The organism is Tateyamaria sp. syn59 (assembly GCF_007995245.1).
Lineage (GTDB): Bacteria > Pseudomonadota > Alphaproteobacteria > Rhodobacterales > Rhodobacteraceae > Tateyamaria.
This window is the reverse complement of sequence record NZ_VCBA01000001.1, coordinates 131,223-153,964: the sequence shown is the minus strand read 5'-3', so window position 1 is coordinate 153,964 and position 22,742 is coordinate 131,223. Positions and strand designations below refer to the sequence as shown.

Sequence of the window (22,742 nt, the reverse complement as noted above, 5' to 3'; positions counted from 1 at the left end):
AAGGTTGTGCATGTCTGTTCTGATCCCGTTCCTCATCGCCCTGAACATCTTCCTCGCAATGGCCATCTTCGTCGCCAAGATGGCCCATATGGACCGCCGCTACGCCCGCCAGGTGCAGGAAGAACAGCGATACCGGTCCCATTTCCGAAGCAACCGCAGGGACTAGGGCGCGGCCCAACTACCCTGCATCACGACCGCGTGACGCAGGTTTATCTGGCGTGTTACCCTCTTACCTCAATGGCAACGCCAACTGAGGAGACATGACCATGACCACCTCAATGCCCCGACGTACCCTGCTTGCAACCGGCTCCGCCGCGATGCTCACCACCGGCCTCACCCTGCCTGCCCGCGCCCAGGGGCTCGCCCCCACGCCAACGATGCGCGGCGGCGCAAACAATTACCGCCCCGGCGCGCCCATCGTGGACCGCATCGGCGGTGGCGGCTTTCTGATGACCGGCACCGTCCTGCGCGCAGGCGATGGCGCACCAATCCCAAACGCGCGCATCCAGATGTGGGCCCACACAACCGAAGGGCATGAGCGGGACGAGCGCAGCCACGGCGCGACGCTCACAGACGCACAGGGTCGCTTTCAGATGGACATGCCGCAAATCGTGCCCGCCTTCGGCCAGCCCCACGGGCACCTCGCCTATGACGCCGAATTTGACGACAACGGGTTCGAGACGGTGTTCCTGCGCCCGATCATGGCCAGCGCCTCTGACACCACGCTCGACGTGCAATTCGTGCTGGTCCCGGCCTGAGCCAGCCCCATGCGCGCCGCCCTGATCTGGACCGGCCTCGCCCTTGCACTCCTCACCCCGATTGTGGCCGCGGCGTTCAGCCCGCTTCTGCAATGGCGCGAGGGAATCTACATCGCGTCCGGCTTTGCAGGAATCATCGGTATGGCGCTGATCTTTCTTCAACAGCTCCTGGCGCTTGGCGAATTGCCCGGCCTCCCCCCGGCCCGCAGCCGCCGCGTCCACCGCGTCACCGGCGTGCTGCTCGTCCTCGCCGTCGTCGGCCATGTGGCGGGCCTGTGGATCACCAGCCCACCGGACGTGGTCGACGTCCTGCTGTTCCGCTCGCCAACCCCTTTCGCCATCTGGGGCGCCATCGCCATGTGGGCAGTCTTCGCCGCTGCCCTCGTCGCCGCGCTGCGCAAGCGCCTGCCCATCCGGCTGCAAAACTGGCGCAGATTGCACGTCGCACTGACATTTGCGGTTGCGGGCGGCACCGTCCTCCACGCCCTGCAGATCGAGGGCACGATGGAGCCTGTCACAAAATGGATCCTCGGCCTCCTGATCCTGCTCGCCATGGGCCGCATTCTGCGGACCAAGGGGCTTTGGCCCCGTTTACGCTTTGGCAACACTTCGGAGCGTACGCACCGTTAACCATAGGATTTGCGCCAAACCGGTGTACCGGGGGTGCACAGGGGATGTACGCGCGGTGCGTAGCACATTTCCCTTGTTTTTCTTGCGTTAACCCGCATTTTCACCTCGATCCCGCGCATGGCCCGTTAACCGTTGCGCGTATAGTGCCCCTCGGGCCATAAGCGCCCATGCTCAGCTACCAGCACATCTACCACGCCGGAAACCTCGCCGACGTTCACAAGCACTGCCTGCTCGCCTGGATGCTCGCCTACCTCACGCGCAAGGACAAACCGGTCAGCTATGTCGAGACCCATGGGGGGCGTGCGCTCTATGATCTGAGCGCCGAGGAAGCAGTGAAAACCGGTGAAGCCGCGCAAGGCATTGCACGCGCCAAGGACTGGTTTTCCACCGACCATCCTTACACGAAGTGCCTAACACAAACCACTGACTTACATGGACAAAACGCCTACCCCGGCTCGCCGCTCATCGCCGCCCAAACGCTGCGCGACACTGACAGCATGACCATCGCCGAGTTGCACCCGGCCGAGCGCAACGCCCTAGAACTGGCGCTGCCGACGGCCAAGGTCCACTGTGCCGACGGCTTCGCCATGGCGCATTCGATCCTGCCACCCACGCCGCGCCGGGGCCTGATGCTTATCGACCCGAGCTTTGAGGTGAAGGACGACTACCAGACCATTCCCGGCCATATCCGGAAATATGCACGCGCCTGGAATGTGGGTATTATCGCCCTGTGGTATCCGATCCTGACATCAAATGCACATGACAACATGTTGAAATCCCTTGTGAAAGATCACCCTGACGCCCTCCGCCACGAGGTCCGCTTCCTCCCAGCAAAACCAGGCCACGGCATGGTGGGATCCGGCCTGTTTGTGATCCGCCCGCCCTTCGGTCTTGCCGAAGCGGCCGCAATTCTGAAAACTCATTTCGACAAGCTGAAGTGACCGCCCATGTTCGAACGCCTCTTTCCCAAAAGACCTAAAGAAACCAAACCCCTGCCGGAACCGACACCGCAACTCGCCCTCGGCGCATTGCTGGTGCGGGTCGCCATGGCCGACCGTGAATATCAGGCCCCCGAAGTGGCCGCGATCGACAAGATACTCGCCGCCACTTTCAATCTCAAACCGCTCGATGCTGCCAAGCTGCGCGCCACCTGCGAAGCGCTGGAACGGCACGCGCCCGGCACGCCGGAGTTCACGGATATCCTCAGGGAAACAGTCGCTTACGAGGATCGCCTCATGCTCGCATCGGCCATGTGGCAGGTACTTCTGGCAGACGGAGAGCACGCCCGTATCGAAGAGGACGTGCTGCACCAGATCGAAGCCGCCCTCGCCATCACGCCCGATGACAGTGCCGCGATCCGCACGCAAGCGCTTGGCGACTAGACGCTTCCGGCTTATATCGCACACATGTTCCAAGACCTCCTAAAGCGGCTGATCCAGCCCGAGCCCGCCCCCTTGCAAGACGCCGATGCCCGGCTGGCCCTCACGGCTTTGTTGGTGCGCGTGGCCCGCTCTGACAACGACTATTCCGGCGACGAACAGACGCTGATCGACCAGATCACGCAGGACCGCTTCGGGCTTTCTATCAATGATGCCAAGGCTTTGCGTGCCGAAGCAGAAGCAATGGAGACCGAGGCGCCCGACACCGTGCGCTTTACCCGCGCCATCAAAGACGCCGTCGCCTACGAGGACCGCCTCGCCGTGATAGAAGCGCTATGGAAGGTCGTTCTGGCCGACGGGCAACGCGCGCAGGAAGAAGACGCGCTCCTACGCCTCGTCACCAACCTACTGGGCATCACCGACCAAGACAGCGCAAAGGCGCGCCAGCGCGTCAGCGGATGATCGCATCGCTCGGCATGTATGACATGCCGCATATTCGGGGCGCCCATGATCGGCTCTGGGCGGACATACGCGCGGCCCTTGGATATGGTCCCGAAACCCTCACCCGGAACGATGATCTTTGGCGCATCTGGCAGTCGCCCGACCTGCTTCTGGCCCAGACTTGCGGCTTGCCCTACCGGGCAAAGCTGCATGGGAATGTGGCGCTGGTCGGCACGCCAGATTACGATCTGCCAGACTGTCCGCCCGGCCACTATTTCAGCTACCTCATTCGAAGGCGCGAAGACACACGCAGCCTCAAAGCCCTTTGCAATCAGGGCATTATGGCCTTCAACGATGGTCTGTCGCAATCCGGCTGGGCAGCACCCATCGCACACATGTCACCGGATACTCCGAGGCAGACCCGGCCCACAGGCAGTCACGTCGCCAGCCTCGAAGCGGTCCGCAACGGACGCGCCGACTACGCTGCCGTTGACGCTGTGACCTACCTGCTCTGGGCAGATGCTCACCCGGACAGTGCAGCATGGCTCGACGCATTCGACCGGACAGAACCGACCCCGGCACTGCCCTACATCACCGCGCAGACCCGAGACCCCGCGCCACTGGCAGACGCCCTGCGCATGGCAATAGCGCGGCTATCACCGGCAGACAGATCCGCCCTGCGCCTGAAGGGGCTGGTCGACATCGCGGCCGCCGCCTACCTCGCATTGTCCATACCGCCTGCGCCCTGATCAATCCGGCGTCACCCAACGTCAATTTGCGCAAATGGCAGGCAAAACGTTCCTTTTGCCCGTGGACAAGGCACATCTTTTCCTCCCTTATACCGTCTGATCGAAACAGACGTAGCTGCCCCACGTGTCCGACACTGCTGTTATTGAAATCCGCAACCTGCACAAAGCCTATGGTTCCCTTGAGGTGCTGAAAGGCGTGGATATTCGGGCAAAACGGGGCGATGTGGTGTCGCTGATCGGCTCGTCCGGATCAGGCAAGTCCACGCTTCTGCGCTGCTGTAATCTGCTCGAAGACAGCCAGCAGGGCGAGGTGCTCTTCAAGGGTGAACCGGTCACATGGAAAGGTCGCGATCACGGCCGTCGCCCTGCCGACGCCAGGCAGGTGATGCGCATCCGCACGAACTTGTCGATGGTTTTTCAGCAGTTCAACCTATGGGCCCATATGACGATCCTGCAGAACGTGATGGAGGCCCCGGTCACCGTCCTGCGCCGCGACCCGGCGGAGGTCGAAAAGGCGGCGCGGGCTTACCTCGACAAGGTGGGTATCGGGGACAAATGCGACGTCTATCCGGCGCAGTTGTCCGGTGGACAACAGCAGCGTGCGGCCATCGCGCGCGCGCTTTGCATGGAACCCGAGGCGCTACTTTTTGACGAACCGACTAGCGCGCTGGACCCTGAACTTGAACAGGAAGTTGTCAAGGTGATCAAGGACTTGGCCGCCGAAGGCCGCACGATGCTGATCGTCACCCATGACATGAAATTGGCCCATGACGTGAGCGACCATGTCGTGTTTCTGCACCAGGGCCGGATCGAAGAACAAGGGGCGCCCGACGATCTGTTCGGCGCCCCCAAATCAGAACGACTGCGCGGGTTTCTCTCTGCAACCCACGCTGCGTAAACATACAAATCAACGGGAGTATCACTCATGAAATCCATTCTTCTGACCACCGCGGCCATGGCGATGACCGCCGGCATGGCCATGGCACAGGACGTTGTCCGCATGGGGACCGAGGGCGCCTACCCTCCGTACAACTTCATCAACGATGCCGGTGAAGTGGACGGATTCGAGCGCGAGCTGGGCGACGAGCTGTGCGCACGTGCCGAGCTGACCTGCGAGTGGGTCACCAACGAATGGGACAGCATCATCCCCAACCTCGTGTCCGGCAACTACGACACGATCATCGCGGGCATGAGCATCACGGATGAGCGGGACGAGGTTATCGACTTCACCCAGAACTACACCCTGCCCGACCCATCCGCCTATGTCGCAATGTCGGCTGACGTCGATCTGGAGGGCGGCGTGCTGGCCGCACAGGCCAACACGATCCAGGCCGCCTTCATCGCCGAAACCGGCGCGACATTGGTCGAGTTCGCAACGCCTGAAGAAACCATCGCTGCTGTGAAAAACGGCGAAGCGGACGCGGTTCTGGCCGATAAGGCGTTCCTGACGCCCATCGCGGACGAAGACGCCGACCTGATGATGCTCGACAAGGAAGAGCTGATCGGCGGCGGCATCGGTCTGGGTCTGCGCGAAAGCGACACCGAGCTGAAAGAGAAGTTCGACGCCGCCATCACCTCTATGAAGGAAGATGGGTCGCTGAACGCGCTGATCGCCAAATGGGAAATCGGCGACGGCTTCTAAAGACCTCTTGGTAGGGCGGAGGACACCTCCGCCCTCCTTTTTCTGGCGTTCATGTTTTCCTTCTGTACCGATCCCAGCATCCTGCCCGACTGGCAGTGGATGGCGTGTTACCTGACCACAGGCAAGCACATGTCGATCTATTGGTCTGTGCTGACTGTTTTCCTTTTGCTGGCCATCACGGCACCAACGGCGCTGGCATTCGGTTTTGCCGGGGCATCTGCCGCACGCTCGCGCATCGCGCCGGTTTCGTGGCTGGGACGCGGGTACATCGCGATTGTCCGGGGCGTGCCCGACATCGCGTTCTTCCTGTTCTTCGTGATCGCGCTGGACCAGGCCATCGAATACCTGCGCCACCGCGCCATTTGTCCCGACTGGACCGAGCCTGTCCGTCAGGGCAATGATTTTGTCGTCTGTGCGGCTGCCAAGATGCCGCTGGGCAACGCGCCGCAATGGATCCACGAAACCTACGGTTTCGGCCTGGCCGTGCTGACCTTTGCCATCGTGTTTGGGGCCTTTGCTGCCAACGTGCTCTTTGGCGCCATGCGCGCCGTGCCCAAGGCGCAGCTTGAGACCGCCGAAGCCTACGGCATGACCCCGCGCCAGACATTCTGGCGCGTGATGGTGCCACAGATGTGGGTCTATGCCCTGCCCGGCCTGTCGAACCTGTGGATGGTGTTGATCAAGGCGACGCCGCTTCTCTTCCTTCTGGGGGTCGAGGACATCGTCTATTGGGCGCGCGAGCTGGGCGGGACCAAAACCTCGCGGTTTACCGAGTATCCACATGGTGACTGGCGCATGTGGTACTTCCTTGCGCTCCTCGTCTTCTACCTGATGTTCACCCGCGTATCCGAGATTGTGCTGGACCGGCTGATGGTGCGGTTGACCCGTGGACAGGCCACAACGGGCGGTGAAGCGCAGCGGAAGGCGGCAACATGAGTTGTCTGCAAACCATCGCCGACTACGGCCTGCGTTCCATCGGCATTGGCGAGCGGCTCTTGCCGCGTGAGGACTTCACGCTGTGCCAGCAGTTCACCCTGATCGGGTCAGGCATGATCTGGAATATCTATTTCGGCCTTCTGGCGCTGGTCTTTGGCTTCATGCTGGCCACGGCGGTTGCCATGGGCAAGAACGCGCAGTCAAAGCTGATCCGCAAACCCTCGGAATGGTTCATCTTTGTCTTCCGCGGCTCACCGCTGTTTATTCAGTTCTTCTTTGCCTACTTCCTGTTCCTGCAACTGAAGGGCGTGCACCCCTTCTTCGACCCGTTCTCCGCCGCATGGCTGGGCGCGCTGATCGTGTTGTTCCTGAACACGGCCGCCTATTCGGCGGAGATTTTCTATGGCGCGCTGCAGTCTATCCCCAAGGGTGAGGTCGAAGCGGCGGATGCCTATGGCCTGTCCGGCTGGCCACGTTTCAAGCGCGTTGTCTGGCCCACCATGCTGCGGCTGGGTTGGCCTGCATATACGAACGAAGCGATCTTTCTGTTCCACGCTACCACGCTCGTGTACTTCTCGGGCTTTCCGGCGTGGCAGCAGCGGGGCGATGCGCTTTATTACGCAAACTACTTTGCGGACAAGACCTTCAACCCGTTCATTCCTTACCCGATCCTGGCCGGGTATTTCATCCTGTTGACGCTGGTGATCATCGGTATCTTCGGGCTCGTGAACCGGCGGCTGAACCGCCATCTGCCCGCCAATACGCGCCAAAAGATGAAACTGCGCATGAACCTGATCAGGTGAAGATTTTGTGCCTCCGGCTTTGGTATTTTTAGTCAGAAGAAGAGCATGATGCACGATTGGCTTGTCGATAATCCGGAAATCCGCGCGATCCGCGTGGCGGCGGCGGATTTGAATGGCGTGGCACGTGGCAAACGGATGCCGGTGCGCTTTGCCGATAAGGTCACGCGGGACGGCACGCGCTTTCCCATGTCTGTTCTGAACCTCGACATCTGGGGCGAGGATATTGAGGATAGCCCGCTTGTCATGGAGAGCGGCGATCGCGACGGCGTTCTGCGCCCGACCGAGCGTGGTTTTGTCCCGATGCCTTGGCTCAATACGCCCACGGGATTGCTGCCGATCTGGATGTACCACGAGGACGGCCGCCCCTTTATGGGCGATCCGCGTCATGCTTTGGCTGACGTACAAAAGCGGTTTTCCGACAAGGGGTTGGTCCCGGTGGTGGCGGTCGAGCTTGAGTTTTTTCTGATCGACGATGCGGGTAGCAGGTTGCGGGTGCCGCCATCGCCGCGCTCGGGCAAGCGCCGTGTGGCGGGTGAGATCCTGTCGATGCGCACACTCGATGCTTTCGACGACTTCTTTACCGAGCTTTACGACGCCTGCGAGGCGATGGACATCCCCGCCGACACCGCGATTTCCGAAAGCGGGCTTGGGCAGTTTGAGATCAATCTCGTGCACCAGCCCGATGCGCTGAAGACGGCGGATGATGCGTGGCTGTTCAAGATGCTGGTCAAGGGGCTGGCGCGCAAGCACGGGTTTGCAGCGTCCTTCATGGCCAAACCCTACCCCGACTATGCGGGCAACGGGTTGCATATGCACTTTTCGGTGCTGGATCAGGACGGCAAGAACATTTTTGATGACGGCACCGACGCAGGCAGTGACGCATTGCGCCACGCCATTCAGGGCTGTCTGGCGGCGATGCCTGCGTCCATGCTGGTCTTTGCGCCGCACGCCAATTCCTATGCCCGCCTTGTACCGGGCGCGCATGCGCCGACGGGCATCGCGTGGGCCTACGAAAACCGCACGGCGGCCATTCGTGTACCCTCTGGTCCGACCGTCGCGCGGCGGATTGAGCATCGTTTGGCCGGGGGCGACGTCAACCCGTACCTGTCCATTGCCGCAGTGCTGGGGGCGGCGATGAACGGGATCAAAGACGCAACGGAACCGCCCGCGCCGATCGCCGGCAACGCTTACACGCAGGATCTACCGCAAGTGCCTGGCACGTGGGACGAGGCCATGGCCGCTTTTGAAAACAGCGCGGAGATCGCCCGCATCTTCGATGCAGAACTGATCCGAAACATGCTGATGACCAAGCGGCAGGAGGCGAAGCACATGGCCGATCTCAGCCCTGAGGAACAAACCGAAATCTACCTCGACAGCGTCTGAGCCGCGCACTATCTTCGCCGCGTAACCATCAGGTGATCCATGAAAATCGGCATTCTGCAAACCGGCCACGCGCCCGACGAAGTGTTGGGCAGCTTGGGCGATTATGACGCCATGTTCGCGCGCCTTCTGGACGGGCACGGCTTTAACTTCCAGACCTTCAACGTGGTCGACATGGAGTTTCCCAACGGACCGGAAGTGTGCGACGGCTGGTTGGTGACAGGCTCAAAACATGGGGCGTATGAGGATCACCCGTTCATACCGCCGCTCGAGGATCTGATCCGCGCCATTCATGTCTCGGGCAGTCCGATGATTGGCGTCTGCTTTGGTCATCAGATCATCGCGCAAGTCATGGGCGGCAAGGTCGTCAAGTTCGATGGCGGCTGGTCCGTGGGTCGGCGCGAATACACCTACAAAGGCGAGACGGTAGCGGTAAACGCATGGCATCAGGATCAGGTGGTTGAGGTGCCGCCAGGAGCCAAGGTCATTGGTTCGAACGACTTTTGCGAGAACGCGGCGCTTGTCTACGGCGACCGTATCTGGACCATCCAGCCCCACCCCGAATTCGGTTCGGAGATGGTCGAAGCGCTGGCGAAGCACCGAGCGCCGGGCGTCGTGCCTGCCCCGTTGATCGAGGGGGCCCGCGCCCAACTGGGCGTGCCAACCCAACGCCAAAAGGTGGCCGAAGACATGGTTGCCTTTCTGAAACAGGGGGCGCGCGTCGATGTCTGAACCCTGGACCACACGGCTGCCCGAAGCAGCGCGGCTTTACCTTGAAGGCAAGCGGCTGGACGAGGTCGAGTGCATCATCGCGGACCTGCCCGGCATCGCGCGGGGCAAGGCAGTGCCCGCCAGCAAGTTCGCGCGGCAGGACTATTTCCATCTGCCCGACAGCATCTTTTACCAGACCATCACCGGTGACTGGGGCGAGGCGGCGGATGACGATGGGTTCATCGAAAAGGATATGATCCTGAAGCCGGACATGTCGACGGCCACTGCAGCGCCTTGGACCGGTGACTGGACGCTGCAGGTGATCCACGACGCCTATGACCGCAAGGGCAACCCGGTGCCCTTCTCCCCCCGCAATGTGCTGAAGCGTGTGGTGCAGCTTTACAAGGATCGGGGCTGGAAACCCGTGGTAGCGCCCGAGATGGAATTCTTTCTGATCGCGCGCAACCTTGATCCGGCGCAAGAGATCGAACCGATGGTGGGCCGCTCTGGCCGCCCGGCCGCCGCGCGGCAGGCATATTCGATGACGGCCGTGGACGAGTTTGGCCCGGTGATCGACGACATCTATGATTTTGCCGAAGCGCAGGGGTTCGAGATTGACGGGATCACGCAGGAAGGCGGCGCGGGCCAGCTTGAGATCAACCTGCGCCACGGCGATCCGGTCAAGCTTGCCGACGAGGTGTTCTATTTCAAGCGTCTGATCCGTGAGGCGGCGCTGCGCCACGACTGCTTTGCAACCTTCATGGCCAAACCCATCGCGAGCGAGCCCGGAAGTGCCATGCACATCCATCACTCGATCATCGATATGGAGACCGGCCAGAACCTGTTTGTCGGCCCGCAGGAAGGTGACACCGACGCATTCTTTCACTTCATAGCTGGCTTGCAGACCCACCTGCCCGCGGCCCTTGCCGTCATGGCCCCCTTCGTCAACAGCTACCGCCGCTATGTGAAGGACCATGCCGCCCCGATCAACCTCGCCTGGGGGCGCGACAACCGAACGACCGGCATCCGCATCCCACTATCCGAGCCGCAGGCGCGGCGGGTCGAGAACCGGATCGCAGGGATGGATTGTAACCCGTATCTTGGCATCGCGGCCTCACTGGCTTGCGGGTATCTAGGTCTGATCCAGGAACAGAGGCCCTCAGCCCAGTTCCGGGGGGATGCGTATGAGGGCGATGGGGACATTCCGCGCGTTCTGGGCTCGGCCCTTGATATGTTTGATCAAGCCACCGATCTGCACGAGGTTTTGGGAACAGAATTCGCGCGCGTCTATTCGATTGTGAAACGCGCCGAATATGACGAGTTTCTGCAGGTGATCTCGCCTTGGGAGCGCGAGCATTTGCTGCTGAACGTCTAGGCAGCAGCCCGGTCCTTCGGGGAGGATTTTTTGGAAACAGGGAAGCATGGACCTTCTTACGGCCAATGATTGTCCCGGCCGGTATCCCGGCAGCTGGTATGCAGCCACGGCTGACATTCCGGACATGCGCGCGCCGCTGCAGGGCGAGGTACGTGCGGATGTGTGTATCGTGGGTGCAGGATATACAGGGCTGTCCGCGGCGCTGCATCTGTCGCAGGCGGGTCGTAAGGTGGTGGTGCTTGAAGCGCAACGGATCGGGTTTGGCGCGTCGGGGCGCAATGGGGGCCAGCTTGGCACCGGGCAGCGGGTCGAGCAGCCGTACCTTGAAAAGCTGGTTGGGCAGGTGGACGCGCGCGCGCTCTGGGATATGGGGTTGGAGGCCACTGACCTTGTCCGCGACCTGATCGACGCGCACGGGATCGACTGTTTCTATCGGCCCGGCGTAGCTTGGACGGCCGAGAGCGATAGTGATGTCGAGGACCTGCACGCCTATGCCGCGCATATGGATCAGCATTATGACTATCAGGTCGAGGTGCTGGACCGCGACGCATTTCATGCCATCTGCCCGTCGCCTGCCTATCGAGGCGGGGTGATCGACCCGAAATCCGGGCACTTGCATCCGTTGCGGTTTGCCCTGGGTCTGGCGCGTGCGGCAGAGGATGCGGGCGTCACGATTTGCGAAGGCAGCACGGTGACCGGCATCACCGAGGGTCCGCAGATCACAGTGCGGACGGGTACAGGCACTGTCACCGCCGACCACGCCATTCTGGCGTGCAATGGCTACCTGGGCCAATTGAACCCCCGCGTCGCAGCCCGCGTGATGCCCATCAACAACTTTATCGCAGCCACAGCCCCGTTGGATGAGCCTGACCGCGTGCTGGCTCGCGACATCGCCGTCGCCGATGATCGGTTCGTCATCAACTACTTCCGGCTCAGCCATGACAACCGCCTGCTGTTTGGCGGCGGTGAAACCTATGGCTACCGCTTTCCAACCGACATCGCGGCCAAGGTGCGCGCGCCGATGTCCGAGATCTTCCCCCACCTCGCCGACGTGCCCATAGACTACGCCTGGGGCGGCACACTGGCCATCACGATGAAGCGCCTGCCCTATGTGGCGCGGCTTAGCCCCAATATGGTGAGCGCGTCAGGCTATTCCGGCCACGGGGTCGGCACCGCGACGCATGCCGGTATGTTGATAGCTCAGGCAGTACAGGGGCAGTCGGACGGATTTGATGTCATGGCCGCCATTCCTGCGGCACCCTTTCCGGGCGGGGTCCGGCTGCGCAGCCCGCTGCTGGTGCTTGCCATGACATGGTATAGCCTGCGCGACAGGCTTGGTTTCTAGCTAAAAACGGACCCGCCCGTCACAAAACCGTTTCCTTTTGCGCCTATCGGATTTAGAAAACTCAAAACCGAGCATAAGGATTCTGAAATATGCCTCTGCCCGACATGCACTCTGCCGAACCCATCCCCGCAGCCGCGCGGACCGAGATTGACCGGCTTTTGAACTCAGGCGATCTGTTTCGCTACACCGCGCCACAGGATGCACCCGTGTCTCTGCTGGAGGCCGAATTTGCCGAGATGATGGGCAGCAAGTTCGCGCTAGCCGTATCCTCGTGTTCGGCGGCACTCTTTCTATCGCTCAAGGCGCTGGACCTGCCCCGCGATGCGCGCGTGCTGATCCCCGGCTTTACCTTTGCAGCTGTCCCGTCCTCGGTCCTCCACGCTGATTGCCTGCCAGTGCTGTGCGAAGTGCGCGACGACTACCGCATCGACATCGACGATTTCGTGGCGAAGCTGCCCACCGTCCAGGCCGTCATCATCAGCCACATGCGCGGTCATACCTCCGACATGGACGCGATCATGACGCTGTGCCGCGCCGCACATGTTCCAGTGATCGAGGACGCGGCGCATTCGCTTGGCACGCTTTGGAACGGGCAAAAGATCGGGACGATTGGCACAATCGGGTGCTTTTCCTTCCAGTCCTACAAGATGATCAACGCGGGCGAAGGCGGGATCATGATCACCGACGATGCCGATCTGGTGGCGCGCGCCATCATCATGTCCGGCGCCTACGAACACAATTGGAAGAAGCACCCGGTGCTGCAGGATGCCTTTGCCCCGCACCAGAACAAGTGGCCGCTTTACAACCTGCGCATGTCGAACCTGAGCGCAGCAGTGATCCGCCCGCAATTGCCCCACCTCGCGCAGCGGGTGACGGATGGGCGGCGCAACCATGACCATGTGGCCGCCTTGCTGCAGCAAAGCCATCACATCCATGTGCCCGACCCACTGCCCGGCGAGGTGCGCGCACCGGATTCCATCCAATTCAACTTGGTCGACATGACAGACGCGCAAGTAGATGCTTTTGTTGCCGCTGCGGGCGCGCAAGGGGTCAAGGTGCAGGTATTCGGGGCCAGCACCGACAATGCGCGTGCCTTCTGGAACTGGCAGTTTATTCCGGATTTGCCCGAATTGCCGCAGACCCGGGCCATGTTGATGCGGGCCTGTGATGTGCGGCTGCCGGTGCATCTGCCGGCAGACACGCTTGATGCGGTTGCGGACGTCTTGTGCGCTGCGGTGACAAAAGCGACAGAGCAGCGCGCGGCCTAGGGGCAAAATTCCTCATGTCATGGGATGCGTTGTGCAGCTGTTGCGCGGGGCCCGGCGCTGTGAACAGTGCTGTCGTTTCAAGCTGACTAAATCGTTATCGTAACGTCATGCGCAAACCTGCGCCCAGACGGGCGCGAATGACCGCCCACCGCAGATTGAGACCCTTGCTTTCTCCATTTTCACCCGGATCCGCCCTTGCTACGTCTTCGGCTGTCAGCATCCGCTGGCAAACCACTATCGCGAAACTAGAATTTCAGGGGTTTTATACGCCGCAAGGCACGCGTTTCGACGTGTAACTTTTGACATCGCCACCGCACCGGACTGACCCGACCTTTGCTATTGACCAAGGGCCATCCTGCGGCACGACCATTGTATTTTGAATGATTTTCGCCCGGCTTCACCGGGTTCTGTAGGCATGTCTGTTGCGCGCGCCAAAGACGTTTCGCGCTATTCCCCATGGCGGCACCGCTGTCTGGGGGGCCTTGCGAATTGTCCGGACACATTTGAACCGGGCGCAACTCAGGAGCAAAAAATGGCAACGAGATTTTTGGAGTCCACCGACGAAGGACTGGTCTTTGACGGCAATGACGGCCCTTATCTGATCAGGACAGAGGTGACCATTGGCAACTCTGTCGGCGACCGGCCTGCAGCACTTGATATCAGCGGAGGTGCCGGACAAAGCATCACCAATTTCGGAAAGATTCTAGGAAATGGGACCGGTTTGAAGGCCGCTGTGTCCGAAAGCGTCGTCTACAATCGTGACGGCGCAAATGAAGGCGGCACGATCCGAGGGACCGAGACCGGGCTGGAGCTTGTGGGTGTCCTGAATACGCTCGTGAATGAGAGCGTTTTCGGGATCAGCGGGGGTGAGGTCGGGGTCAAACTCAACTCGGCATTTAGCACTGTGGTAAATTCCGGCAGGATCGAGGCCGACTTTGGCGGCATCGGCCTCATGATTGAGGGGCAAGACAACTACATTTTGAACCAGAGGCTTGGTGTAATCTCTGCCAGCACGGCGATTGTCGTCGCATCCGAAGACGCTGAAATCGTTAACTTCAGCGTCATTGTAGGGGACAGCATGGCCATCGAATTCACCGACGAGGCCTTGGGCGGTATCATTCGAAACAGCGGACGTATCAGTGTCAGGGAAGAGACCGCGATCCTGGGCAACGACACAGCCCAGAAAGTGTTCAATTCGGGTGAGATTGACGGTGAAGTTCGCCTCGAAGGCGGCAACGACCTCTTTGACGGACGGCAAGGTGAAAGTGCGACTGTCTATGGTGGCAAAGGGCGCGACACGTTACTAGGCAGCGATGACTTCGACCAACTTTATGGCGACGAAGGCAACGACAGTATTGTCGGCGGGAACGGCGAAAACTTCCTCTCTGGCGGAAATGGTGAAGACACGCTCATCGGTGGCGCGAACCAGGATCGTATATTTGGCGGCCAAGACGATGACATTCTGCACGGCGGCGCCAGCAACGATCTGCTGTCCGGTGGCGCAGGCGACGACACTCTGTTCGGTGGCACGGGCCGAGACGAGCTTTATGGCCGAATTGGCGATGACAGCTTGTCGGGCGGAGACAACAAGGACACCCTGTTTGGGAACGATGGCAACGACACCTTGCATGGTGGCGACGACGACGACCGAATTGAGGGCGGCGCCGGCGATGACGAGATTTCCGGTGATGCCGGGAATGATACACTGATCGGCGGCGGCGGCAGTGACACTCTTCATGGAGGTGCACAGGCTGACAGTCTGGTCGCCGGCGACGGTTTCATCAACAGTCTATACGGCGAGGAGGGTCAGGATACGCTCATTGGCGGTAATGGTTTTGACATTTTGGATGGTGGAGTTGGCAACGACGTTTTGGATGGCGGTCGTTCATCTGACGTCCTTTACGGCGGTGCTGGCGCCGATCTTCTGATGGGTGGCAATGGACTTGACCTTCTTGTCGGAGATGGCGGGCAGGACACGCTGTACGGAGGCAATGGCCCAGATATCTTTGAATTCAGAAGTAGCGGCGATAGCCATTGGGACTTAAGCAGGGCCGACATCATTGCCGACTTCGAGCGCGGTGTGGACCAGATAGACATCGAGGAAACGAACAAGACGGACTCCTTTTACGAACTGGTTGACAGTTTCACGGGATCCGGTGGCGCTGAGTTCTTTCTCAGGATAATTGATGGAACATCCACTCAGGTGATCTTGGATGTTAACGGTGACGGCTCGTCAGACTCCAGTATTCTAGTGAGCGGTGTGACTGGCCTGACCTTCAGCGACTTCTTTGAAGTTTAAACTGACAGGCACCCGGCGTTACGCAACGTCGGGTGCCATGGCATCGATCAAAGGCCCGAATGTCAAAGTTTCAGACAGGCAAGTTGCGCTTACGGTCTTCCATGTTCAAAACCGCAGCGTTGCAAAACACATATTTCCAACGCAGTCACGACAGCTTCGACAACTTGTCCTGCAATTCCGCCAACTGCTTCTTGATCGCGTCCAGATCCTCGCCCTCGCCCTTTTCGTCTGTTTCCGGTACCGGACCGGACGCGCCCCAAGCGGTGCCAAGCCCGCCGGTCATAGCCTTCATGAACGCTTCCTGCTGGGCCTGCATCACCTCGAAACCCGGCATCTTGGTCATGGGGTTCATCGCGGTCATGTTTTCCATCACTTTGCTTTGCCCGTCGCGCAGCATCTCGAACGATGCTTGCAGGAATTGCGGCACCACGGACGCCCCACCGCCCATGTAGCTGCGCACAAGATCGTTGAGCACGTCGACCGGCAGCACGCTTTCGCCACGGCTTTCGTGTTCGGCGATGATCTGAAGCAGGTATTGCCGCGTCAGGTCGTCCCCGGTCTTGAGGTCCACGATCTGCACCTCGCGCCCGTCGCGGATGAAGCCAGAGATGTCTTCAAGCGTGACGTAGTCGCTGGTTTCGGTGTTGTAGAGCCGTCGGCTGGCATATCGCTTGATCAACAAAGGTGCTGGTTTTTCTGTCACGTGCCTGATCTCCCCGATGCCGCGTGCTGCATTGCAGCTTAGGCGGGGTGTGGACAAAAAGAAAGGGTGTGTGCAGATGCGGCAATTTCAGCGTTTTCTGCGTGAATCAGTACGCCTCCGTATCTTTCTGCAGGGATGTCGCAATCGCGTCCTGGACCGGCGTGACGCGAAAGTCCGGTAGGGCTTTTTCCAGTTTGGTGCCGTCAACCTGATGCGGGCGGTACCAGATATAGCGCATCTCGACCACTTCGCGCATCAGAGGCGACCACAGCCCCATCACGCGCACCGCCCACCAGGGCAGGCGCGACACGCGCATCGGTTTGCCCATAACCTGTTTGACCAATGCAATCAGGTCATCGCCGGTCAACGCGTAGCCGCCAAAACCAAACTCTTCGAAGGTGTCGAAGTCGCGGCGCCGCTCAGCCAGACCCACCATGGCGCGCGCCATGTCAGGCAAGTAAGCCCAGGCGTGAATCAGGTCGGGCGGGCCGGGATAGGTCAGCTTGCCCTGCCCCGCCTTGGGCGCGATGTAGCTTTCGAACCAGTTGCCGGAGGGTTGCGTGTCGATGAAGTCGCCGCCGCGCAGCACAATGGTGCGCACGCCGCTATCGCGGAAGGCCTGCTCCATACGGATGCGAACGCCGCCCTTGCGTGTATTGGCGACCCATGGCGTGTCTTCCCGCAAAACCGACGGCATCTCACGCCCATAGTTATAGATATTGCCCGGGATCATCACCGTCGCACCCGATGCGCGGGCCGCAGCGATTACCGCTTGCGTGATGCGGGGCACAGTCGTGACCCAATGGTGATACGGTGGATGGACAGCATTTACGATCACATCCTGGCCTGCGCAGGCAGACACGAGTGCGGCCGTGTCAGTGGCATCGACCTCCACACAGGCTGCACCATCCAGCCCACGCCCCGCGCGCGTCACGCGCCAGCCGGCCTCTGCGAACGCATGCACCGCTGCGCGCCCAAACCGGCCCTTGGCCCCCAAAACAATGACTGATGACATGTGAAACGCCCTTTATCTGTTGATCTGAGCTCTATCTAAGGGAACCACTTTCGAATATAATCCGCCCCAATTCGAAATTGATCATTCAAAAATGAATAGATGTCCCAACCCGACTGGTCCCAGATCCAATCCTTTGCGGCTGTTGCCGAGCACGGCTCGCTGTCCGCTGCGGCCCGCGCGCAAAGCAGCAGCCAGCCCACACTAAGCCGACATATCGCACAGCTTGAGGCAACGCTTGGGACGCGCCTGTTCGACCGATCAAGCGGTGGCATGGTGCTGACGGATGACGGGACCGATCTGCTCGTCCATGCCACTGCGATGGCGGACGCAGCCACGCGATTTGACAGGACGCGGGATGGGCATGGCTCTGACATCGCAGGCACGGTTCGGCTGACAGCCAGCCACGTCGTCGCCAACTTCATCCTGCCGCCCATCCTGATGGAGCTGCATGACGCCTATCCGGCAATCCAGATCGAGGTGGTTGCATCGGACAGCACCGAGAATTTGCTGAGGCGAGAGGCCGACATCGCCTTGCGCATGTACCGGCCCACGCAACCCGACGTAATCGCGCGACACATCACGGACCTGCCCCTGGGCGCCTACGCCACGCCTGCCTACATCGAGAAACATGGCGCGCCCGAGCGGCTGGAGGATCTGCGGCATCACACAATTATCGGCTATGATCGCAGCACCCTGATCATCGACGGGTTTGCGGAACTTGGCCTGAATGTCGGGCGCGATTTTTTTGCCTTTCGCAGCGATGATCAGGTGCTGTGCTGGCACATGGTGATTGCGGGCTATGGTATTGGGTTTGCTCAAGTGCAGGTCGGGGATGCGGATCCACGCGTCGTCCGGGTTTCGCGGGATGGGGACGCAGGCAGCATGCCGCTGTGGTTGACGGCCCATCCCGACCTGCGGCGCATTCCGCGGGTGCGGCGGGTGTACGACTGGCTGGCGCAGGCATTGTCAGCGTGACCGCGCGTACTGCTCCAACATGTCGAGCACAGGCAGGAACAACGGGTGCAGAAGAGTGCGCGCATTGGCGGCTTCTGTCCAAAAGACGTCGAACGTCAGGTCATCTTCTTCGCCCCCGCCTGTTGGCGCATGACGCCATTCGTCTGGCGCGTCGGATGGCGCGTCTGCGACAAAAACATGCCATGTCGCAGGCAGCGATGGGCAGACCCAAGCGCCCAAAGGGATCAATGGCCCGGTCAATACCAGCCCCACCTCCTCAAAGACTTCACGGCGTGCGGCTGCCAGTGTGGTTTCATGCGCTTCAACGGTGCCCTTGGGCAGTTGCACACCCGCCAGCGGGTGGCGAAACACCAAGATGTCCGGGCCGCGAAGAATGAAAACCAGCGCCTTGCGGACAGTCATGCTGTGCGCTCTCTCTCACATGCTGGAAAAGAAAAAGGCGGGCCAAGTGTGGCCCGCCAAAGTCATCGCATCTTTCAGGGAGGAAAGTTGATGCGATATCTCGTTGTGCGATTTACTTCGCAGCAGCAGCTTTCTTGGCCGCGGCGGTCATGTCGCCGGTCGCTTTCTTGACGGCTGCTTGCGCGTCTTCGCTCATGTCCTTGCCTGCGGCCATCATCAGCTCGACGGTGTCCATCTGCACTTTTTTCGCAACTTCAGCGAAGGCGGCCATGTGCTCGGCTGTCACTTCGGCGTAGGACGACGCGAAGTCTGTCATCGCCTTGGCGTAGTCGGCAGGCTCTGCCTTGGCTTTGGACATGTCGCCCAGTTTGGCCAGCGTTTCTTTCGTCCACTTCGAGGAAATCTCGGTCGACTTTTCAGCCGCGTCGATTGCCACGTGGCTCAGTTTCTCGTTCAGCGTGGAAGCTGTTTTGAATGCGTCTTCCATGGCCGCTGTGTCGACGGGAAATGCGCCCATCATGTCTTTGAACATTGCGGTCATGTCTTGTGTCTGCTTAGCCATTGTATTCAATCCTTTTGCGCCCTGCCGGGTCATCCCGGTGTTTCTGCGTCTGCGAAAGATATACATGCTGCAACGCAGCAAATCAAGCCTTATGCTGCAGTGCAGCACAAAAAATTTCCGTAGCGGAAAGCAGTAGGGAATTCAGGGCCTTGCCTTGACCGTCACGTAGGTGCCGGGGGCGTCTTCCAATACGGGGTGCTTAGAATCACCCGGCTCGCGCGCCTTGACCATGGCCCCGCCCCGCTTTTTCAACCAAGCCCCCCAGCGCGGCCACCACGACCCTTCGTTGAAGTCTGCTGTCGCCTTCCACGCCACATGATCAAGCGCAAGATCCGGGTTCGTATAGTGGCCATATTTGTTCTTGGTGGGCGGGTTCACGATCCCTGCGATGTGGCCCGACTGGGTCATGATGAACGTCTTGTCCTTGGACCCCATCTGCTGAATGCCACGATAGCTGTCTTTCCACGGCGCGATGTGGTCCGTCTCGCAGGCGATGGCGCAGAGCGGCACGTCGATGTCCGACAGTTTCAGCGTGTGCCCCAGCAGGTCAAACCCACCCTCGGCCAATTCGTTGCGCTGACAGAGACCGCGCAGATACTGCATCGCCATCTTCTCAGGCAGGTTCGCCCCGTCCCCGTTCCAATACAGCAGATCGAAGGCTGGCGGCGTCTCTCCCATCATGTAGCTTTTGATCGCCGGGGTATAAACGAGATCGTTTGAGCGGAGGAATGTAAATGTCCGCGCCATGATGATCGAGGGCAAGATGCCCTTGTCGTGACACTCCGCTTCGATCCCGTCGATGAAGTCGTCGGTCAGGAAGGGCGTGAATTCACCCTGATCGCTGAAATCGGTGAGCGCCGTAAAGAAGGTGGCCGATTTAATCGACTTGTCCTTGCGCTGCTTCAGCAGGCTGAGGGCCAGCGACAGCGTGGTGCCGGCGATGCAGTAGCCGATGGCATTCACCTGCTTTTCGCCGGTGATCGCCTTGGCTTCGCGGATCGCGGCCAGATACCCGTCCTCGACATAATCTTCGAGCCCGACACCAGCATAGGCCGCATCAGGGTTGACCCAGGATACGACGAACAGCGTGTGCCCCTGATCAACGATCCATTTTACCAGACTGTTCTGCTGTTTCAGATCAAGGATGTAGAACTTGTTGATCCACGGCGGGAACAGGACGACGGGCGTCTTGTGCACCTTCTCGGTCGTCGGCGTGTACTGGATCAGCTCCATCATGCGGTTGCGATAAATGACCTTGCCAGGCGTCGTGGCGATGTTGCCGCCCAACTCGAACGCCTTATCATCGGCCAGCTTCACGATCAGCTCGCCATTGTTGGCCTCAAGGTCTGAAATCAGGTTCTCAAGCCCGTCGATCAGGCTTTGCCCTTCGGTCGCGACCGCCTTTTCCAGTGCATCCGGGTTGGTGGCCAGAAAGTTGGTGGGTGCCATCATGTCCACGATCTGGCGCGAGAAGTAGGCCAAGCGCTGCTTTTCGACCGGCTCCAACTCCGACACGTCCTCGACCGCCTGCGCAACGGCATCCGCGTTGATCAGGTACTGCTGCTTGACGTAGTTGAAATAGGGGTGCGTGTCCCAGAGCGGATTGGCAAAGCGGCGGTCCTTGGGACCGGGGTCGGCGGGCGCTTGCAGCTTGCCCTGCGCCAGCGCCTGTTGGGCTTCCACGAAATGGGTCACGGACTTGGACCAGAACTGCAACTGATGTTCGAGCAATTTGGCCGGATCGCGGAACGCTTCGGTCCAATAGGCCGTCGCGGCCTTTTGAAACAGCTCCTGATTCGGACCGTCGAGGGCTGCATTGTGCGTGCTGCGGTGCGTCAAAACCTGGGTGAGTCGCTGCGTCAGCTCCTCAACCTTGCGGAGATTTGTGTTCAATTTGTCGAGGTTTTCGCTTGTGACAGCACCATCGGTTGTGTCGTTGGTTGTCATGTAAAGGTCTTCCCCGTAGTCTTTGCACATGCAGCATCCGTGCTTTGCACTGGCGCCGCCTATGTATGGTCGCATGTTTCAGGGGGCAAAGCGACAAACCGTCCGATGCGGGAGTGCGTACCCGCCCCTAGAGTGAAGGAGAGCGCCATGCGCTACATGTTGAACTATGATCTCATGGAGACCGTCCGGAACACGAACCAGTGGCTGGGTGCAACCGCGCGAGCCATTGGCGCGTACCCCGCCTTTGCCGCTCTGCCCAACCCCGCCCTTCAGGTCATGTCGGCGTGGGGCGAGGTCACGGAACGCACCTTTGAGCGGATGGTGGCCAAACCCGACTGGGGCATCCGCACCTTCACTTGCGAAGACGGTCGCGATCATCTGGTGAACATCGAAAAGGTGATGAAAAAACCGTTCGGCGATCTGATCCACTTCAATGTCTCTGGGCGCAAGACCCAACCCCGCAAAATCCTGCTTGTCGCACCGATGTCGGGTCACTATGCGACCCTGCTCCGCTCGACCGTCAAATCGCTGCTGGTCAATTGTGAGGTCTACATCACCGACTGGCACAATGCGCGCGACATACCGGTGAGCGCAGGCAAGTTCGATGTGGAGGACTACACGCTCTACCTCGTGGACTTCATGCGCGAGCTCGGCCCCGACACGCACGTGATCGCGGTCTGCCAACCGGCTCCGCTGACGCTGGCGGCCACCGCCTACCTGGCGGAGGAAGACCCCAAGGCGCAGCCCGCGTCACTGACACTGATTGGCGGGCCGATCGACCCCGATGCGACGCCAACGGATGTCACGGATTTTGGCCGCCGCGTCACCATGGGCCAGCTTGAGGAAATGATGATCCAACGCGTCGGCTTCAAATACCCCGGCGTCGGTCGCATGGTCTATCCGGGCCTTTTGCAACTGGCGTCCTTCATGTCGATGAACGCAGAAAAACACTCGAAGGCGTTCACCGACCAGATCGGCCGCGCCGCGCGCGGCGAAGCCAGCGACCACGACAAGCACAACCGGTTTTACGACGAATACCTGGCCGTGATGGACATGACGGCCGAGTTTTACCTGTCGACGGTCGAACGCATCTTCAAGCGCGGCGAGATCGCCAAAAACACCTTTTCCGTCAACGGCAAGGCCGTTGACATCGGCAAGATCACGACCGTCGCTGTCAAGACTGTCGAGGGGGCAAATGATGACATCTCTGCCCCCGGTCAATGCGTGGCGGCACTGGATCTGTGCACCGGCCTACCGGATGAGAAAAAGGCCAGTCATGTAGAGCCGGGCGCCGGTCACTATGGCATCTTCGCGGGCAAGAGCTGGCGCAATAATATCCGTCCGCTGGTGCTGGATTTCATCGACGCGAACTCCCCCCCGCCCCCCGGCAAGAAAGCCGCAAACAAAAACAAGGCGGCGTAG

Annotated in this window: 24 protein-coding genes; 19 read left to right on the top strand and 5 right to left on the bottom strand. The window is 60.4% G+C overall.

Features of this window, described 5'->3' with window-relative positions; genetic code table 11:
* Positions 1-10 precede the first annotated feature (10 nt).
* From FD715_RS22415 to FD715_RS00700, 17 genes are all read left to right on the top strand, one after another.
* A complete protein-coding gene (locus FD715_RS22415) occupies positions 11-166 on the top strand; it encodes a hypothetical protein (protein ID WP_189799381.1) in 156 nt (51 codons plus the stop codon).
* 100 nt (positions 167-266) lie between these two features.
* Positions 267-758 (top strand): twin-arginine translocation pathway signal, encoded by a 492-nt coding sequence (locus FD715_RS00775; RefSeq protein ID WP_147103784.1) that lies wholly within the window; start codon positions 267-269, stop codon positions 756-758.
* Positions 759-767: 9 nt separating this feature from the next.
* Entirely contained in the window at positions 768-1,388 is a 621-nt protein-coding gene (locus FD715_RS00770; RefSeq protein ID WP_147103781.1) for a ferric reductase-like transmembrane domain-containing protein, read from the top strand.
* A 167-nt stretch (positions 1,389-1,555) separates the two neighbouring features.
* Positions 1,556-2,329: a 23S rRNA (adenine(2030)-N(6))-methyltransferase RlmJ gene (gene rlmJ / locus FD715_RS00765; RefSeq protein WP_147103778.1), complete on the top strand. Its 774-nt coding sequence runs from the start codon at positions 1,556-1,558 to the stop codon at positions 2,327-2,329.
* Positions 2,330-2,335: 6 nt separating this feature from the next.
* Positions 2,336-2,770, top strand: a complete 435-nt coding sequence (locus FD715_RS00760; protein ID WP_147103775.1) for a TerB family tellurite resistance protein — start codon at positions 2,336-2,338, stop codon at positions 2,768-2,770.
* A 24-nt stretch (positions 2,771-2,794) separates the two neighbouring features.
* The gene (locus FD715_RS00755) at positions 2,795-3,229 is read left to right on the top strand and encodes a TerB family tellurite resistance protein (protein WP_147103773.1); all 435 of its coding nucleotides are present in this window, start codon (positions 2,795-2,797) and stop codon (positions 3,227-3,229) included.
* The gene (locus FD715_RS00750) at positions 3,226-3,957 is read left to right on the top strand and encodes a phosphate/phosphite/phosphonate ABC transporter substrate-binding protein (RefSeq protein WP_147103769.1); all 732 of its coding nucleotides are present in this window, start codon (positions 3,226-3,228) and stop codon (positions 3,955-3,957) included. The genes FD715_RS00755 and FD715_RS00750 overlap by 4 nt, the downstream gene beginning before the upstream one ends.
* A gap of 124 nt (positions 3,958-4,081) precedes the next feature.
* Positions 4,082-4,855, top strand: a complete 774-nt coding sequence (locus FD715_RS00745) for an amino acid ABC transporter ATP-binding protein (RefSeq protein ID WP_223274686.1) — start codon at positions 4,082-4,084, stop codon at positions 4,853-4,855.
* Between the two features lie 27 nt (positions 4,856-4,882).
* The gene (locus FD715_RS00740; protein ID WP_147103763.1) at positions 4,883-5,599 is read left to right on the top strand and encodes a transporter substrate-binding domain-containing protein; all 717 of its coding nucleotides are present in this window, start codon (positions 4,883-4,885) and stop codon (positions 5,597-5,599) included.
* Between the two features lie 51 nt (positions 5,600-5,650).
* Positions 5,651-6,535: an ABC transporter permease gene (locus FD715_RS00735; RefSeq protein ID WP_147103760.1), complete on the top strand. Its 885-nt coding sequence runs from the start codon at positions 5,651-5,653 to the stop codon at positions 6,533-6,535.
* Complete coding sequence (locus tag FD715_RS00730) at positions 6,532-7,338, top strand: ABC transporter permease (protein WP_147103757.1); 807 nt, start codon at positions 6,532-6,534, stop codon at positions 7,336-7,338. Before FD715_RS00735 ends, FD715_RS00730 begins: the two co-directional genes overlap by 4 nt.
* Before the next feature lie 48 nt (positions 7,339-7,386).
* A complete protein-coding gene (locus tag FD715_RS00725; RefSeq protein WP_147105111.1) occupies positions 7,387-8,721 on the top strand; it encodes a glutamine synthetase family protein in 1,335 nt (444 codons plus the stop codon).
* A gap of 39 nt (positions 8,722-8,760) precedes the next feature.
* Complete coding sequence (locus FD715_RS00720; RefSeq protein WP_147103754.1) at positions 8,761-9,450, top strand: type 1 glutamine amidotransferase; 690 nt, start codon at positions 8,761-8,763, stop codon at positions 9,448-9,450.
* Positions 9,443-10,804, top strand: a complete 1,362-nt coding sequence (locus tag FD715_RS00715) for a glutamine synthetase family protein (protein ID WP_147103751.1) — start codon at positions 9,443-9,445, stop codon at positions 10,802-10,804. The genes FD715_RS00720 and FD715_RS00715 overlap by 8 nt, the downstream gene beginning before the upstream one ends.
* Before the next feature lie 46 nt (positions 10,805-10,850).
* The gene (locus FD715_RS00710; RefSeq protein ID WP_147103748.1) at positions 10,851-12,149 is read left to right on the top strand and encodes an FAD-binding oxidoreductase; all 1,299 of its coding nucleotides are present in this window, start codon (positions 10,851-10,853) and stop codon (positions 12,147-12,149) included.
* Between the two features lie 89 nt (positions 12,150-12,238).
* Positions 12,239-13,417 carry a DegT/DnrJ/EryC1/StrS aminotransferase family protein gene (locus FD715_RS00705; RefSeq protein ID WP_147103745.1) on the top strand — a complete coding sequence of 393 codons (1,179 nt, stop codon included), beginning with the start codon at positions 12,239-12,241 and terminating at the stop codon, positions 13,415-13,417.
* Positions 13,418-13,949: 532 nt separating this feature from the next.
* Positions 13,950-15,716, top strand: coding sequence for a calcium-binding protein (locus FD715_RS00700; RefSeq protein ID WP_189799380.1), 1,767 nt, complete (start codon positions 13,950-13,952; stop codon positions 15,714-15,716).
* Positions 15,717-15,861: 145 nt separating this feature from the next.
* Here the strand turns inward: FD715_RS00700 and phaR are convergent, their stop codons facing one another.
* Positions 15,862-16,419: a polyhydroxyalkanoate synthesis repressor PhaR gene (gene phaR, locus FD715_RS00695; RefSeq protein ID WP_147103738.1), complete on the bottom strand. Its 558-nt coding sequence runs from the start codon at positions 16,417-16,419 to the stop codon at positions 15,862-15,864.
* Positions 16,420-16,525: 106 nt separating this feature from the next.
* A complete protein-coding gene (locus FD715_RS00690) occupies positions 16,526-17,434 on the bottom strand; it encodes an NAD(P)H-binding protein (RefSeq protein ID WP_147103735.1) in 909 nt (302 codons plus the stop codon).
* Between the two features lie 99 nt (positions 17,435-17,533).
* On the opposite strand from FD715_RS00690, the gene FD715_RS00685 reads away from it, so the two are divergent.
* Positions 17,534-18,409, top strand: a complete 876-nt coding sequence (locus tag FD715_RS00685) for a LysR family transcriptional regulator (protein WP_147103731.1) — start codon at positions 17,534-17,536, stop codon at positions 18,407-18,409.
* Here the strand turns inward: FD715_RS00685 and FD715_RS00680 are convergent.
* The 3 genes from FD715_RS00680 to FD715_RS00670 form a co-directional block, all read right to left on the bottom strand.
* Positions 18,401-18,811 (bottom strand): NUDIX domain-containing protein, encoded by a 411-nt coding sequence (locus tag FD715_RS00680; RefSeq protein WP_147103728.1) that lies wholly within the window; start codon positions 18,809-18,811, stop codon positions 18,401-18,403. The two genes, FD715_RS00685 and FD715_RS00680, sit on opposite strands and share 9 nt — an antisense overlap.
* 112 nt (positions 18,812-18,923) lie before the next feature.
* Positions 18,924-19,373 (bottom strand): phasin family protein, encoded by a 450-nt coding sequence (locus tag FD715_RS00675; protein WP_147103725.1) that lies wholly within the window; start codon positions 19,371-19,373, stop codon positions 18,924-18,926.
* Positions 19,374-19,514: 141 nt separating this feature from the next.
* Entirely contained in the window at positions 19,515-21,320 is a 1,806-nt protein-coding gene (locus FD715_RS00670) for an alpha/beta hydrolase (protein WP_147105108.1), read from the bottom strand.
* Between the two features lie 147 nt (positions 21,321-21,467).
* On the opposite strand from FD715_RS00670, the gene phaZ reads away from it, so the two are divergent.
* Positions 21,468-22,742 (top strand): polyhydroxyalkanoate depolymerase, encoded by a 1,275-nt coding sequence (phaZ, locus tag FD715_RS00665; protein ID WP_147103722.1) that lies wholly within the window; start codon positions 21,468-21,470, stop codon positions 22,740-22,742.